This is a genomic window from Treponema sp. Marseille-Q4523, from assembly GCF_016901105.1.
In the GTDB taxonomy this organism is placed as follows: Bacteria; Spirochaetota; Spirochaetia; order Treponematales; family Treponemataceae; genus Treponema_D.
Map to the genome: position 1 here is coordinate 33012 of NZ_JAFEVM010000002.1, position 14987 is coordinate 47998.

The following is a 14987-nucleotide window of genomic DNA, read 5'->3' on the forward strand; positions in this document are numbered from 1 at the left end:
ATATGGCAGGTGCATATCAAACTTTAAAAGAAGAAGCATACGAAGCGAATATGGAAATCCCCAAACACGACCTCGCCGTGTATACGTGGGGCAACGTTTCCGCATTCGATGCGGGAAAAAGCGTGTTTGCGATAAAGCCGTCGGGCGTTCCTTATTCCGAATTGACGAGCGACGCTATGGTCGTCGTCGATTTGGACGGAAAAATCGTCGAAGGGAAACTGCGCCCGTCTTCGGATACGCAGACGCACATCGTTTTGTATAAAGAATTCGCTGTAAAAGGCGGATGCAAAGTCGGCGGGATCATCCACACGCATTCGCCGGCTGCAGTCGGTTGGGCACAGGCGATGCGCGCCGTTCCGCTCTTCGGTACGACGCACGCCGATCACATCCAAACGGAAATCCCGTGTACGCCCTATCTTTCAAAAGAAGCCGTCGAACGCGATTACGAAAAAGAGACGGGTACGCTGATCGTCGAGCATTTTAAACAGCACGGCTACGATCCGGCTGAAACGAATATGGTACTCGTCGGCGGACACGGCCCCTTTGCGTGGGGAAGCGATGCGGCAAAAGCGGTGTACAACGGCGTCGTCCTCGAAGAAGTGTGCAAGATGGCGCTCAATACGATACTGGTCAATCCGGGCGCGATGCAGCTTCCCGACTACATCGTCAACAAGCACTATATGCGAAAGCACGGTCCCTGCGCATACTACGGACAGCAAAACAGATAGAGGCAATTTAAATTGTTCGACAGCCCGCCGAACAATCCGTCTACCGCTTCGATGCTTTCGCCCGCTCAGCCAGGTACGCTTCGTCGCGGATACGCACGAGAGAAGAGCTTTCAAGCGCCGTCGAACTGTAGAGCACGCACGGATGTCCGTCGAATGCCCATGAACGAAACGTGCCCGTTTCGGGATCGATGAGGAGCCACTCACCCGCTTCCGCTTTTCGAAGCGCGCATCCGGGCGAAATGATTTCAAGCGTATCGGCCGTATCGATTTTATTAAAAGGCGTAAACTCATACATACGCCAGCCGTCTTTTTTTTCGGCTGCGGCGGGTATTTTTTCAGGATGATTTTTCAAATCGCGTTCGCGCGCAAAGCGCGCTTCGTTACACAGGGCTGCAAGCGATTTTTGAAAATCGCACACCGTTTTTTTCCCGCGCAAAAAGATTTCGCTTTGCTCCGCTTCGCTCACTTCGTTTCCGATCTCCGCCGCAAGCGCATAAGGACTGTCGGATGCGCCGCTTGTCGTCACGTCGGCGTCTTCGCGGCTGTAGTAAAATCCCGTCGTCGATTCCCGATGCGGTACATTGTCGAGCTCTGCGATAAAAGGAAAAGCCTCTTCGGAAGAAATTTTGCCGTCGAGTGCGTCGAGCGCTTTACGGTACGCCCTCGTTACGAGCGCAACGTAATACACGCTTTTCATCCGCCCTTCGATTTTTATCGCGTCGATACCAGCGTCTTTCATATCCGAAAGCTTATCGATCATATTGAGATCTTTGCTCGAAAGAACTGCGGTAAAATTATCGCCTTCAAAAACCGGAAAATATTCACCTGCTCTTTTTTCTTCCGAAAGCCGCAATACACCCGATGAGGCGAGGCGCTTCGCAGCATCCGCATCGAAAAATCGATTTTCGTCCGCGCTCACGCTGAAATTCCAACGGCACGTATGAGAGCAAAAACCGCTCTGAGCGCTCCTGCCTGTAAGATAGGCGCTCATGAGGCAGCGACCGGAATAGGCGATGCACATGGCGCCGTGACAAAAGGCTTCGAGCTCCATATCGGGAACGGCGTCTTTAATTTCGCGGATCTCTTTTAGCGAAGCTTCCCGTCCGAGCACGATACGTTTAAATCCGAGCCGCTTATAAAACAAAGCGGCGGAAGCGTTGATGCAACTCGCCTGCGTGCTCAAGTGAAGCGCCGCATCGGGGAACTCTTTTTGCAAAATCGGCACGATGCCCAAATCCTGCACGATAAACGCATCGATCGGATAGCGCTTAAAATAATCGATATTGTTTTGAAAAGAAGCGATATCGTCATTGTGAAAGGCGATGTTGAGCGCGCAGTAGAGTTTTTTTCCGGGAAAGCGTTTTTTGAGCTCGCATACTTGCTCGTATTCGTCGTCGTAAAAATTGTCGGCTTTGACGCGGAGCGAAAAATGCTTGAGACCGATGTACGCGGCATCCGCTCCGTATGCGTATGCACAGTATAATTTTTTTACATTACCTGCAGGCGAAAGAAGTTCCATCGCAAATCGCCGCGCGCGCTACGCGTCCGCCTGCAAAGAGTTTTCGAGACGCGGCTTATTGTGAAAGGATGTGCCCGCATCCGTATCGCCTTCTCCGGATATGACGTGCCCTATCTTTTCGATAGCGAGGTGCGTTTCCCACAGGTGATCGTCGGCAAACTGAAAAAACGGCATCATCTTCGGCCACACATCGAGTTCACACTCGACGCCGTTCGATACGAGCAAATTCGAAAACCGTTCGGTATCGCCGAGTAAAAGCTCCTTTTCGCCGCACTGTATATACACAGGCGGAAAATCGGAAAGCTGTTCCTTTGCCGCATACAGAGGAGAGACGAGCGGATTCGTTAAATTGGAAGCAAAGGTATATATCTCCCCGCAGCGCAAAAGCGTTTCTCCGTTTATCAATTCGTCGGAAGCTTTTTTGCCCTTTGAAGCGGCAGCCTCTTCGGAAAAATCGAGCCACGGAGAAAGAAAGACGAGACGGGAAACGCCCGTACGGTATTTTTCGCGGAGACTGAACAGGAGCGCACAAGCGATGGAAGCGCCCGAGCCGTCGGCAGCGATGATGATCTCGGGATGAGCGGCAGCTTTTTCCGCAGAAGCATCGAGCGAACAGGCAACCTGCAATTCCGTGTACACCGTACGAAAGACGGCCTGCACGTCTTCGAGCGCAGCCGGATAGGGATGAGCCGGTGCGAGGCGAAATTCCGGCACGACGACGCGGCTGAAAGATTTTGCCGCAAGGCGCGCGCAAAAACCTCGCCACGAAGCGCGGGAACCTGCGATAAAGGAGCCGCCGTGAATATAGATGATGATGCGCCTCGAAGAATATATTTCCGGCGAAAGGACATCGCAGGAAACTCCTCCGTAATTGTAATCGGCGCAGTCGACGTGATTGGGCAAAACGGGACAGGCAAAACCTTCTTCCATCCTGCTTCGGAACGAGTCGATGTTTAATTTCGGAGCGTAGACGAGAAGCTTGAGCCGTTTGAGCGCCGCCCGCCTGTCCTGTTGTACTGCCATTGGAGCAGTATAGCAAATTTAAAGAACTTCCGCTATACTCGTTTATTATGCCAATTAAGATTCAATCGGATTTGCCGGCGCGCAGTATCCTCGAGCGCGAAAACGTATTCGTCATGACCGACACGCGGGCTAAAGCGCAGGATATCCGTCCGCTGAAAATCGCGATCGTCAATCTTATGCCGGTAAAAGAAATAACGGAAACGCAGCTTTTGCGCGTTTTGGCAAATACGCCGCTGCAGGTCGAAATATCGCTCGTGCGCATGGAAAATCACGTGTCACGCCACACGAGCCGCCATTACCTCGAAAAATTTTACATCACGACGAGCGCGCTTTTAAAACACAAATTTGACGGCATGATCATAACCGGCGCGCCCGTCGAACAGCTGCCTTTCGAACAGGTCGATTACTGGAACGAACTGTGCACCATCATGGACTACGCGAAGACGAACGTATTTTCGACGCTGTACGTGTGCTGGGGCGCGTTCGCGGGATTGTATCACCTGTACGGTATCGATAAACATCCGCTCGACAAAAAAATGTTCGGCGTATTTATGAACACGCGCCTCACGAACGCCGATCCGCTGCTGAGAGGCTTCGACGACAGTTTTCCGATCCCGCAGTCACGTCACACAACGATCCGAGCCGAAGACGTCGCCTCTTGCAAAGCCCTCGTCGCCCTCGCTTCTTCACAAGAAGCGGGAACGACGCTCATCAAATCGAAAGACAACCGCGAAATCTTTATGACCGGTCACCTCGAATACGATACCGACACGCTTGCCGAAGAATATGTCCGCGACAAAAAAAAGAATCTTCCGATCGCAATCCCCGAGCACTATTTTCCGGGCGACGATCCGGGGGAAAAACCCTCTTCGACGTGGAGAAGCACGGCTCATTTATTTTATTCGAACTGGCTCAACTATTACGTCTATCAGGAAACGCCGTTCAATTTCGTATGATCAACAATTTTAATCGGGAGTCCGGAGTATGAAAAAGTATCTGTTTATTTTCGATATGGGAAGCGTACTCGTCGAAAACGACGAGCCGTGGCCCGAAGCGATGGCAGCACTCGGTCTTCCCTCCTCTCCGAAAGAAAACTCGCCGTACATCCATCTGTACCGCGCGGCGGCCCGAGGTGACATCACATCCATGGAATTTTCGCTTCTCGTCGCCGAACGCGCACACCTTCCCCGTCCGACGGAAAATTACTGGAAAAAATTTTTCCGTCCGACGCTCAAAACGGAAACGGCGAAACTCATCAAAGCGATAAAAAAATCAGGTGCGCACATCGTATGCGGAACGAACACGTTCGACGTGTATTACGACTATCTTTCGGAAGCGGGCTTTTACGCCGACTTCGATAAAGTGTACGCATCCTGCTTTATGCACACGAGAAAGCCCGACGTATCGTTTTGGCAGTATATCCGCAACGAAGAAAAAACATACGATTTTTCCGATATGCTCTTTTTCGACGACTCCGAAGCAAATGTGCGCACCGCGGAAAGCCTCGGTATACACGCTCACCGCTTTACAGGCGCCGATAAAGCGAAGGAATTCATTCTGTCTGTTTTGGGAAACGACTGTAAGATCGATTTTAATAAATTTTAATAAATGCGGCAAATGCGATGATCGAACACGGGCTGAAAACGACGCGTGCGGTAAAATACGAAAAAAACAGTTTTCATGATGCGATGCTCCGTATCGTCGCCGTTTCGTCTCTTCTGCCTCTTTTTTCGGCGGTGATCGCATTTTGCATTTTCGCATACATTTACTTTAACGCGGGTATCCTTGCGGAAAACAAAAACGACAGCGAAGCGGCATCCCGCGAACTGAGAATGATCTTTCAAACGTATGCGCAGGAATTGAACTCCCCTGCTTTCGACTTTGAAGCGAAACTGCCGCGAGATAAAAACGGCAATACCTTTTTGACGCTCGAAATTCAATTTATGAACCGGCAGGGACATTCGGCCGATTTTTACCTCTTCGACGACGCTTCGCGCCTGCTCTTTTCTTCCACATCGATGCCGCTCTCCTTTATGCCGCCCGATGTCGGACGGAACTGGGGTTTATACAAGCGGATGGAGGAGCGGCCGGGCACCGTTCAGTGCACATTTTTCCGAGGCAATCTCCTCATCGGAAAAAAACTCGCCGAAGGCTGTGCCGTATTCGTCATTCCTTCATTCTATTTTACAAACCACACGCTCGAGCACGTTTCAAATATCGTCGTCGCAAACCGTTACGGAGAAATAGCGCTTTCATCGACGGCGATGTTTACCGGCAATTTTAACCGTATCGATCCGCAGGCTGCAAAGGCAGCGTCGTTTTTTTCTTTTAAGAACAACCGCTATTTTAAAACGGAACGCCGCATACGTCTTGCAGATGAAGCGCTTATCGTCTACGCCTTTTCCGCCGTAAAACGGAGTTTCGCGATGCTCGTCTTAGGCGGTTCGATATTGCTGTGCATCATCGCGCTTTCAGGCGTCATCACCTATGCGGCCGTCGCGCGCTCGGTTACAAAGCGGACGGAATCGATCGACAAAATAACGACGTGTTTCGATGAAGTGCAAAAAGGCAATTTAACCAAACGGATGACGCTCGAAGAAAACGACGAATTTGCCGTGATTGCGGATTCGTACAATACGATGATCCGAAGCATCGACGAGCTGCTGCGGAAGAATAAGGAGATAAACGAAGAGACGACGAGGGCACAGATCAAACAGCTTGAAAGCCAATTCAATCCGCATTTTCTGTCGAACACGCTGCAGGTTATCAAATACATGGTAGCCCTCGAACCGGACGCCGTCCCTGCGATCATCGATCATCTTTCAAAACTGCTCCGCTACAGCATAAACGCTTCGGAAGCTCGGTGTACGCTCGCCGAAGATTTGGAATACACGAAAAACTACATCGCGATCCAGCGCTTCCGTTTTACCGATACGCTCGACTGCATACTCGATATTGCTCAAGAGGCGCAAAACTGCATCGTGCCGAAACTGCTCATTCAGCCGCTCATCGAAAACGCAATCCAATACGGTTTTGCCGCCGAAAAAAGAAAATTATTAATTATTATACGCGCTCGTATCGAAGGCGAAAACATCGTTATCACCGTCACAGACGACGGCTGCGGCATGGATGAAAAAAAAGTTTCCGAACTGCACGAGATGCTTTCCGAGCGTACGCGGACGACGAATCACTTCGGCCTGTACAATATCGCAAAACGCATACGCTTGCTCTACGGAGAAAAATCGGATATGATTATTAAAAGCGGTTTGCATCGCGGAACTTCAATAACGATATCTTTTCCCGCAGTATTTTGATTATGTATAAAGTGCTTATCGCAGAAGATGAAGAATTGATCCGCCGAGGACTGGTCTACACGATAGATTGGCTTTCACTCGGCTGCACCGTCGCAGGAGAAGCGGCGGACGGTCTTGAAGGCTTGCAAAAGATCAAAGACACGCACCCCGACATCGTCATCGCCGATATCCGTATGCCGGGCATCAGCGGTCTCGAAATGATTGAAAAAGCAAAAGGATCGGGAGAACGTTTTTACGCGATCATCCTGTCGAGCTACAGCGAATTCGATTATGCGAGACAGGCGATCCTCCTCGACGTCGGTGAATACTTGGTTAAACCGATCGTCGACGACGAACTCGAAGAAGCGATCGAAAGAGCAAAAGAGAAAATCGGCGAATCGGCGAAAACCGACATCGACGAAGCGGCAAAAACGGAAGTCGATCAAAGCGGCCGCGTGCTTCGGTTTTTCAACGGCAGCGTACAAAGCGGCAATTTTTACGTTGCGGAAACGATCAAACACATCAAAGACGACTACCGAACAAAGATCACTATAGAAGATATAGCGGCCTCTCTCGGCGTTTCCGTAAGCTATTTGAGCAGGAAAATCAAGCAGGAAACGAATATGACCTTTATCGATCTGCTCAACGGCTTGCGTATCGCAAAGGCTGCCGAATTGCTCGCCACGGGAAAATACCGCATGTACGAAATCGCCGAAATGACGGGCTTTACGAATTACAAATATTTTTGTACGGTTTTTAAGCGCTACACGGGTTACGCGCCGTCAAAGCTCGTCCGATAACCGCTCGACCGCAGCGAATTTCCACGCCGAATAAAAGTGCCGCCGCAAGTGTGTAAAGTTCATTTTCCCGAACCTTTTTACCGAATTTTAGGATTGCGTTATTAATAAAGCGGAATTAAAATTAATAAATAAGAGGTATTAACTATGAAACGAAGCATTATTTTAACGGCGGCGCTCGCGGTCGCCGTGCTCGCAGGCTGCTCGAAAAAATCGGGAAGCGGAGCTGAAAGTGCAGCTTCGAGCTGGAAGCCGGAAAAAGACGTAACGGTTATCGTCGCATACAAAGCCGGAAGCGGTACGGATACGGGAGCGCGTATCCTGTGTTCCGTCGCCGAAAAATATGTCGGCAAAACGCTCATCGTCACGAACAAAGAGGGCGCCGACGGAAAAATCGGATATACGACGCTCGCAACTTCAAAGCCCGACGGCTACACGATCGGCTTTATCAATCTGCCGACCTTCAGTTCGCTTTCCATCCAGCCGAACAGCCCCTTTACGAAAGATTCGATCGTTCCGATCTGCAATCATCTGTTCGAACCCTCGGTCGTCGTCGTACGCAAAAACGCGCCGTGGAACACGATCGAAGAATTGATCGAATACTGCAAAGCGCACAAAAACGAAGTAAAATGTTCGACGAACGGCGTCAAAGCGTCGAACCACATCGGCGCGCAGCTTTTGGCAAAAGCGGCCGGTTTTGAAATCAGCTGCATCCCCTACGGCGGGACCGCCGACCAGCTCCTCGCGCTTCGCCAGGGCGAAGTCGACATGTCCGTTCCGAAATCGGCCGACGTTGCGCCGCTCATCGGAGATAACGGAGAGCTCAAAGTGCTCGCGACCTACACGGAAAACCGTCTCGCGGAAATGCCGGACGTTCCGACGCTGAAAGAAAAAGGCTACAACCTCGTCTACGGTTCGGCACGCGCTCTTGTCGCCCCGAAAGGTACTCCGCAGGCTGCAATCGATTTCTATGTAGACGCGTTCGAAAAGACGATAAACGATCCCGACAATATCGAAAAGAGCAAAAACGCGGGTCTCGCCCTCGACTTTATGTCGCCCGATGCGCTCGGACAATTTATCGACGCGCAGGAGGACTTCGTCAAAAATACACTTCCCACGCTGTTCAACTGACGGAGCGTGCCGTAAAGCGCCGATCCAAGCGCATATGCGCCGATCGGCGTTTTCGAAAAGCTGCGGCCGGCTGTTTTATGCCGACGCGGCTTTACCCTCTCCATCTTCGGAGGTTACATGAAAAAAAGCGACATCATTTTGGTTGCGGCGGTCTATGCGATTACCGCTTTTTTCTTTGTTATGGTGCTGCAGTATCCGAGCGACGTGCGCATCTACCCTATCTTTATTATGGTGGTGCTCTCCGTACTGACCACAATGCATTTGATCGAGTGTCTCGTAAAATTCGCACGGGAGAAAAAAATCGAAAACGATATGCCCCTTCTCTTCGAGCATTTTAAAGCCAAGCAATTTTTTACCGTTTTTGCAATGCTGTTCGCATACGTCGTTTTAATAAACATACTCGGTTTTTATATTTCGAGTCTTTTGTTTATCGCGGGAACGCTTATATTTTTTAAGATCAAACCGCTGTACATCGTCATAACGACCGCCGTATTCCTCGTTTTGATTTACGGCGGATTTTCAACGTTCCTGCATGTTCCGCTTCCGCGCGGTCTGCTGCTCTAAAAGGCGGGAGGTACTTTATGGATTTTTCGTTAATCGGCGCGGGATTCGTCAACGCCGTTATGCCGCTCAATCTGCTTGCCATGCTGTTAAGCACGACGATCGGCATCATGATCGGAGCGCTTCCCGGTCTTTCAGCCGCTATGGGTGTCGCGCTCATCATCCCGATCACCTTCGGTATGCCGCCTTCGACCGGTCTTATCGTGCTTGCAGGCATTTACTGCGGCGCGATTTTCGGCGGATCGATTTCAGCCATATTGATCCACACGCCGGGCACTCCCGCTTCCGCAGCGACCGCGATCGACGGTTACCAGCTGACGCTCCAAGGCAAAGCGGGCAAAGCCCTCGGAACTGCGGTTATCTCGTCTTTTTTCGGCGGGCTTTTAAGCTGTATTTCCCTTTACTTTTTTTCGCCGCCGCTTGCAAAACTCGCGATGGCGTTCGGAAGCCCCGAATATTTTTGGCTTTCTATTTTCGGTTTGACGATCATCGCCGGCGTCAGCTCCGATTCCATGATAAAAGGTCTCATCTCCGGCGCATTCGGTCTTTTACTTTCGACGATCGGCATGGATACGATGAACGGCGTATTCCGCTTTACCTTCGGACAGGCAGCCTTGTATGAAGGGCTTCCGTTTACCGCAACGCTCATCGGTCTCTTTTCGATGTCGCAAGTCCTCGTACTAGCCGACCACAAAATCCGCAAAGCAGGAGAATTGGTCGAATTCGACGACAGAGTTCTCCTCAACAGAAAAGAGATGAAACTGATCGCCCCGACGATTTTGCGCTCGTGGATTATCGGCAACGTCATCGGCATCCTTCCCGGAGCGGGCGCGTCGATCGCGTCGTTCCTCGGCTACAACGAAGCGCGGCGCGCATCGAAACATAAAGAAGCGTTCGGACACGGGAGCATCGAAGGAGTTGCGGGTTCCGAAGCGGCGAACAACGCGGTTACCGGAGGTTCTCTCATTCCGACGCTCACGCTCGGCATCCCCGGCGAAAGCGTTACGGCGGTTCTCATGGGCGGTCTTTTGATCCACAATATGCAGCCCGGCCCCGACCTCTTCAACAAATACGCTGCCGTCACCTATACCTTTTTTGCGGGATTCGTATTCGTGCAGTTTTTTATGCTCGCACTCGGACTGTGGGGCAGCAAGTGGTTTGCAAAGATTTCACGCGTATCCGACGCGATCTTGATCCCGATCATATTCGCGCTGAGCGTCGTCGGCTCTTATGCGATCCGCAACAGCATGGCCGACGTCGTCATCATGTTCGTATTCGGCGTCATCGGCTATTTCGTAAAGCTTTTCGGTCTGAACTCCGCAGCGATCGTCCTCGCGCTCATCCTCGGCCCGATCGGAGAACGGGGGCTTCGCCGCTCGCTCTTGCTTTCGAAGGGAAATCCTGCTATCCTGTTTTCAACACCGGTGTGCTGGGTATTGATAGCTTTGTGCGTATTCAGTATATTCTCTCCGATACTCATGCAAAAGCTGGAAAACAAATACAAGGAGCGCGATCCGAACGCGGATATGCCGAAAGACTGACGATGAGGAATGCTGTTTTTGATTTGCCGGAAATACTGACTTCGCTGAATACCGTTTCGGTATGTGCACGCCTCGCGCTCGCCGTCGCTTTCGGAGGCATATTGGGTCTCGAACGGGGCAGAAAGCATCGGCCTGCGGGCTTCCGCACATACATGATCGTCTGTCTCTCTTCGGCGCTCATCATGATCACGGACTTATACCTCGTCGAATTCTACGGCACGGGAGATCCCGCAAGGCTCGGCGCGCAGGTTATCAGCGGTATCGGCTTTCTCGGAGCCGGCAGCATTATGATAAGCAATATGCGCGTCAAAGGCATTACGACCGCCGCCGGTCTTTGGGGATCGGCGGGATTGGGACTGGCGATCGGCGCGGGATTTTATATCGGCGCATTGGTTACCGGATTCTTTTTGCTCATCATTCTGACGATCATGAGCAGGATCGACGCACGGATGAACGCGACGAGCCGCTCGATGATCGTCTTCGCCGAATTCAAATCGATGGAAGCACTTACTTCGTTCGTAAAAGAAGCGCGCAAAATGAACTGTACGCTGTCCGATATCGAAATGAAAAAATCGCTGCTCGACAGCGATTACGTCGGCGTCAATATCGCCATTTCGCTTCCGAAGCGGCAAAACCACGCCGAAGTTATCCAACAGTTCGGAACGCTCAAAGGCGTAAAATACATCGAAGAATTATAACGCGTCGGTAAACGCGCCCCGTTTCAAACGAAGACGATCCGTGCTATACTGAAGTCATGCGTACCCCTTACCGCGCGCTTTTGTTTTCCGCCGCGTTTTTTGTTTTTACGGGCTGCTTTCAAAAAACAAAAGGCGGCATCGATGCAAACACTCTTGTCGTCGCAAGCCCCCACCCGCTCGTGCTCATCGTGCCTGTCATAGAAAATTTCGAAAACGAAACCGGGATCGACGTCGAACTCGTGCAGGGCGGCACAAAAGAAATACTTAGAACTCTTCAAATGCACCCCGACTCATCTCCGTACGATGTGCTGTGGGGCGGTTCGTACGCGTCCGTGCTTCCCGCCACTTCCCTCTTCGATTCCTATACGAGTGAGAACGAACCATATATCATGGGCGAATACAAAAACGTCGAAGGTATGCTGAACCGATTTTCCGACGTACCGAGCGTTTTAATGATAAACAAAAAGCGACTCGGCGATGTTGCTCTCTCAGGCTACGGTGATCTCCTCAATCCGAAATTAAAAGGCGCAATCGCGTTCGGGAATCCGGAAACGTCTTCGTCCGCATGGGAACATTTGATAAATATGCTTTACGCCGCAGGCAAGGGAAACCCCGACAAGGGCTGGGACTACGTGAAGAGGCTGTGCGGAAATCTCGACGGAAATCTCTTGAGCTCTTCGAGCGCGGTATACAACGGAGTTGCGGACGGACGCTTCGCCGTAGGATTGACATTCGAAGAAGGAGGCGCCAATTTTGCCGAAAAAGACGACAACATCGCTCTCGTGTACATGCAAGAAGGCGTCGTCTTCACTCCCGACGGCGTCTATATGCCGAAAAAAATCAGGCACAAAGACAACGCCGTCAGATTTATCGATTACGTGACGGGAAAAAACGTACAAAGCTATATCGCAAAGCAAATGAACCGCCGTTCCGTGAGAAACGACGTCGAAACAAAAAGTCTGCTTCCCGCAAAGAGCGGCATCAAGTGCATCTCCGTCGATTACGCATATACGACTTCGCATCAAAGCGAATGGGTCGAGCGTTTTCTCGATATCTTCGAAAACGCGAGGCAAAGCGATGAATGACAATGTGTATTTTAAAGAAGAAATACGCCGCTCGTTTATAGCGCACTCGCTCATCCCTTCGATCGCATTTGCAAGTGTCGTCATTGTCACTTCCGCTTTGCTGTGGAATGTCAATCTCTACCGCACCCTCGCGCGCGAAAATAAAAAGCTCTCCTCCGTTTTGGGCACAGCCGTAGCCTCATACGACGCTTTTATCGAAGAGCAAAGCCGCTCGCCCGAAAGAATAATCTTTGACGATGCGACTTCCGTTTCCGGAGCATATACCGCGCTGAAAGAATTTATCCATGCGCAAAAGATCGCTGCGGATTTTACGCTGCTTTCCCCGTCGTACGCCGTCGTACTCAAGGGAAGCGCGGATGACGATTTTATCGTTCCCGAATGGCAAAATCAATTTACATGGGGAGCACTCGGCCGAATGCGCGAAAGACCGAATCGAACGGTGATGGAACTCTCGTCCGAGTATAACGCAAGCGGCAAAAGCGAAATCGTCATCGGACGCGCGCTCGACGCAAAAGACAGGATCGGCGGTTACATCGTCTTTACGATAGATGAAAAAGACATACGCGCATATTTCAATCCGCTTCTTCCCTTTGCGATCACCGACAGAAAGGGTACGCTTCTTACGGCTTCTTTTCCGTATGCGGCGAACGTATTCGGAAAACTCGCGGACAACTATCGAAGCGATAAGCGATATTATTTTACGGAAAACGAAGCGGTGTTCCGCACGTCGACGGCGGGCGGCGCCTTCGACGTCTATACCTTTCAAAATACGCAGCAGATGAGGAGCGCTTTTTTAATAATCGCATTAACGACACTTTCGGTTCTCGCGCTTGTCATCGGCGGTCTCTTTGTCAGCGCAGGTAAGATCGCCGAAAACGAATCGCGCTCTCTCACGCAGATCGCGGAACTTTGCGGCGAAGTCGAACGCGGCAATCTCGCAGAGCGTCTTTCGGTTTCCGGCAACATCGAATTTCAAAAGATCGCAAACGCTTACAACGACATGCTCGACACCGTCCAGCGCCTCATCGACGAAAACCAAAAGGAAACACACGAACGCTATGTCGCAGAAATCAAACAGCTCGAAATGCAGTTCAATCCGCACTTTTTATACAACACGCTTGAAAACATTAAATTTCTGATAAAACTTGATCCCGATAAAGCGCAAAAAACGATCCTCCGTCTTTCGGAGCTCTTGCGCTACAGCATCGACAACGATGCGTCGACTGCTCGGATCGGCGAAGATATGGGTCGCATCGAACATTATCTGTACATACTGAAACTCCGATTCGGCAAAAAATTCGCATACGAAATCGACGTGCCGGACGACGTACAAAACTGTGTCGTGCCGAAGCTCATCGTGCAGCCGCTCATCGACAATGCCGTCAAACACGGCTTCGGCGATAAAGAGCGCATGAAAGTTTCCATCGGGGCGCACGCGGTCGGGAAAAAACTGCATATCGTCGTGAGCGATGACGGAGCCGGCATGGACGAAACGGAACTGAAAGCGATGCGGAAGCTTATCCGCGCGCAGAACAATAAAACGAATCATATCGGTTTATACAATGTCGAGCGGCGCATCGAACTTTTGTACGGAAGCAAATACGGCATGACGATCGACAGCGTTGCAGGCAAGGGAACGACCGTGCGCATAAGCCTGCCGGTCATTCGGAGTAAACTATGATACGAATACTGATCGCCGAAGACGAAGAGATCATCCGTTCGGGGCTTTTATATACGATCGACTGGCTTTCCATGAACGCTGTCGTCGTCGCCTCTGCGGCGACGGGTGCCGAAGGACTCGAAAAGATCAAAAGCCTGCAACCGGACATCGTGATTGCCGATATAAAGATGCCCGGCATGAGCGGACTCGATATGATAGAGGCGGCGCAAAAAGCAAAAATCGATTTTATCCCGATCGTGCTTACAAGCTATTCCGATTTCAACTATGCGAAAAATGCCATCGCACTCCGCGTCTTCGATTATCTTTTGAAACCCGTCGACGAAGCGAAGATCAAAGAAGTCGTTTCGCGCGCACAAGAGCAGCTTACAAAAAACCGCATCGCGCAAAAAGCCGAACGCGAGGGAAACGCCGGCGCCGCTCCCTCTCCTTTCCTTCCACCGATGGTTTCCGACAATCCGTATATCGCAGCCTGCCTCCGTGCGATCGAGCAAAACTACTCAGACCATCCGAACATCGAGTCGCTCGCCCGAACGCTCAAAGTGAGTGCGAGTTATTTAAGCAGATTATTTAAAAAACAGACGTCCATGACCTTCCTCGATTTTTTGAACACGTACCGAATTCAAAAAGCCGTAAGCCTCCTTGCCGATCAAAAATACCGCGTCTACGAAGTCGCATCGATGACGGGCTTTTCGTCGTACAAGCGATTTTATGAAGTGTTCAAATCCTATGCGGGTTTTCCGCCGACGGAACTCGCAAAACCGGACGGAAAACGGAAAGCTGAACGATAGGCTGCCGTCGTCTTGTGTCACACGGTTCATTATCACCCTCGCCCCTGCGCACGTCAGTTCATTTTTCGGGATATTTTTATATAAAATCGGCATTGCGGATATGAAATTCCGGTCTTACAATTTTCTTAAAGATATTCAATAT

Annotated in this window: 14 protein-coding genes; 12 read left to right on the forward strand and 2 right to left on the reverse strand. The window is 50.9% G+C overall.

Annotated features, from left to right (window positions below):
• The first annotated feature begins 2 nt into the window (after positions 1–2).
• On the forward strand, positions 3–728 hold the full coding sequence (gene araD / locus JSQ97_RS00785) for an L-ribulose-5-phosphate 4-epimerase AraD (protein ID WP_205074288.1): 726 nt from the start codon (positions 3–5) through the stop codon (positions 726–728).
• 40 nt (positions 729–768) lie between these two features.
• Here araD and JSQ97_RS00790 read toward each other — a convergent pair whose 3' ends face one another.
• Together JSQ97_RS00790 and JSQ97_RS00795 are read right to left on the reverse strand one after the other, a co-directional pair.
• A complete protein-coding gene (locus tag JSQ97_RS00790) occupies positions 769–2247 on the reverse strand; it encodes a peptidase U32 family protein (protein WP_205074289.1) in 1479 nt (492 codons plus the stop codon).
• 18 nt (positions 2248–2265) lie between these two features.
• Positions 2266–3270: an alpha/beta hydrolase gene (locus tag JSQ97_RS00795; protein WP_205074290.1), complete on the reverse strand. Its 1005-nt coding sequence runs from the start codon at positions 3268–3270 to the stop codon at positions 2266–2268.
• 47 nt (positions 3271–3317) lie between these two features.
• Here JSQ97_RS00795 and metA point away from each other — a divergent pair, with 47 nt between their 5' ends.
• The 11 genes from metA (at position 3318) to JSQ97_RS00850 (ending at position 14845) form a co-directional block, all read left to right on the forward strand.
• Positions 3318–4226: a homoserine O-acetyltransferase MetA gene (metA, locus tag JSQ97_RS00800; protein WP_205074291.1), complete on the forward strand. Its 909-nt coding sequence runs from the start codon at positions 3318–3320 to the stop codon at positions 4224–4226.
• 28 nt (positions 4227–4254) lie between these two features.
• Complete coding sequence (locus JSQ97_RS00805; protein ID WP_205074292.1) at positions 4255–4875, forward strand: HAD family hydrolase; 621 nt, start codon at positions 4255–4257, stop codon at positions 4873–4875.
• Between the two features lie 17 nt (positions 4876–4892).
• On the forward strand, positions 4893–6584 hold the full coding sequence (locus tag JSQ97_RS00810) for a sensor histidine kinase (RefSeq protein ID WP_205074293.1): 1692 nt from the start codon (positions 4893–4895) through the stop codon (positions 6582–6584).
• A 2-nt stretch (positions 6585–6586) separates the two neighbouring features.
• Positions 6587–7363: a response regulator transcription factor gene (locus JSQ97_RS00815; protein WP_205074294.1), complete on the forward strand. Its 777-nt coding sequence runs from the start codon at positions 6587–6589 to the stop codon at positions 7361–7363.
• Between the two features lie 144 nt (positions 7364–7507).
• Positions 7508–8491 carry a tripartite tricarboxylate transporter substrate binding protein gene (locus JSQ97_RS00820; RefSeq protein WP_205074295.1) on the forward strand — a complete coding sequence of 328 codons (984 nt, stop codon included), beginning with the start codon at positions 7508–7510 and terminating at the stop codon, positions 8489–8491.
• 117 nt (positions 8492–8608) lie between these two features.
• Positions 8609–9055 carry a tripartite tricarboxylate transporter TctB family protein gene (locus tag JSQ97_RS00825; RefSeq protein WP_205074296.1) on the forward strand — a complete coding sequence of 149 codons (447 nt, stop codon included), beginning with the start codon at positions 8609–8611 and terminating at the stop codon, positions 9053–9055.
• A 17-nt stretch (positions 9056–9072) separates the two neighbouring features.
• Positions 9073–10593 (forward strand): tripartite tricarboxylate transporter permease, encoded by a 1521-nt coding sequence (locus tag JSQ97_RS00830; protein WP_205074297.1) that lies wholly within the window; start codon positions 9073–9075, stop codon positions 10591–10593.
• Positions 10594–10595: 2 nt separating this feature from the next.
• Entirely contained in the window at positions 10596–11291 is a 696-nt protein-coding gene (locus JSQ97_RS00835; protein WP_239446813.1) for an MgtC/SapB family protein, read from the forward strand.
• A 56-nt stretch (positions 11292–11347) separates the two neighbouring features.
• A complete protein-coding gene (locus JSQ97_RS00840; RefSeq protein ID WP_205074298.1) occupies positions 11348–12376 on the forward strand; it encodes an extracellular solute-binding protein in 1029 nt (342 codons plus the stop codon).
• The gene (locus JSQ97_RS00845; RefSeq protein WP_205074299.1) at positions 12369–14057 is read left to right on the forward strand and encodes a sensor histidine kinase; all 1689 of its coding nucleotides are present in this window, start codon (positions 12369–12371) and stop codon (positions 14055–14057) included. The genes JSQ97_RS00840 and JSQ97_RS00845 overlap by 8 nt, the downstream gene beginning before the upstream one ends.
• Complete coding sequence (locus JSQ97_RS00850; RefSeq protein ID WP_205074300.1) at positions 14054–14845, forward strand: response regulator; 792 nt, start codon at positions 14054–14056, stop codon at positions 14843–14845. The genes JSQ97_RS00845 and JSQ97_RS00850 overlap by 4 nt, the downstream gene beginning before the upstream one ends.
• Positions 14846–14987: the final 142 nt, after the last annotated feature.

What these genes read in the sequence shown, in the direction of transcription:
- araD (WP_205074288.1), top strand. Translation starts at nt 3, where the DNA reads ATGGCAGGTGCATATCAAACTTTAAAAGAAGAAGCATACGAAGCGAAT.
- JSQ97_RS00790 (WP_205074289.1), bottom strand. Translation starts at nt 2,247, where the DNA reads ATGGAACTTCTTTCGCCTGCAGGTAATGTAAAAAAATTATACTGTGCA.
- JSQ97_RS00795 (WP_205074290.1), bottom strand. Translation starts at nt 3,270, where the DNA reads ATGGCAGTACAACAGGACAGGCGGGCGGCGCTCAAACGGCTCAAGCTT.
- metA (WP_205074291.1), top strand. Translation starts at nt 3,318, where the DNA reads ATGCCAATTAAGATTCAATCGGATTTGCCGGCGCGCAGTATCCTCGAG.
- JSQ97_RS00805 (WP_205074292.1), top strand. Translation starts at nt 4,255, where the DNA reads ATGAAAAAGTATCTGTTTATTTTCGATATGGGAAGCGTACTCGTCGAA.
- JSQ97_RS00810 (WP_205074293.1), top strand. Translation starts at nt 4,893, where the DNA reads ATGATCGAACACGGGCTGAAAACGACGCGTGCGGTAAAATACGAAAAA.
- JSQ97_RS00815 (WP_205074294.1), top strand. Translation starts at nt 6,587, where the DNA reads ATGTATAAAGTGCTTATCGCAGAAGATGAAGAATTGATCCGCCGAGGA.
- JSQ97_RS00820 (WP_205074295.1), top strand. Translation starts at nt 7,508, where the DNA reads ATGAAACGAAGCATTATTTTAACGGCGGCGCTCGCGGTCGCCGTGCTC.
- JSQ97_RS00825 (WP_205074296.1), top strand. Translation starts at nt 8,609, where the DNA reads ATGAAAAAAAGCGACATCATTTTGGTTGCGGCGGTCTATGCGATTACC.
- JSQ97_RS00830 (WP_205074297.1), top strand. Translation starts at nt 9,073, where the DNA reads ATGGATTTTTCGTTAATCGGCGCGGGATTCGTCAACGCCGTTATGCCG.
- JSQ97_RS00835 (WP_239446813.1), top strand. Translation starts at nt 10,596, where the DNA reads ATGAGGAATGCTGTTTTTGATTTGCCGGAAATACTGACTTCGCTGAAT.
- JSQ97_RS00840 (WP_205074298.1), top strand. Translation starts at nt 11,348, where the DNA reads ATGCGTACCCCTTACCGCGCGCTTTTGTTTTCCGCCGCGTTTTTTGTT.
- JSQ97_RS00845 (WP_205074299.1), top strand. Translation starts at nt 12,369, where the DNA reads ATGAATGACAATGTGTATTTTAAAGAAGAAATACGCCGCTCGTTTATA.
- JSQ97_RS00850 (WP_205074300.1), top strand. Translation starts at nt 14,054, where the DNA reads ATGATACGAATACTGATCGCCGAAGACGAAGAGATCATCCGTTCGGGG.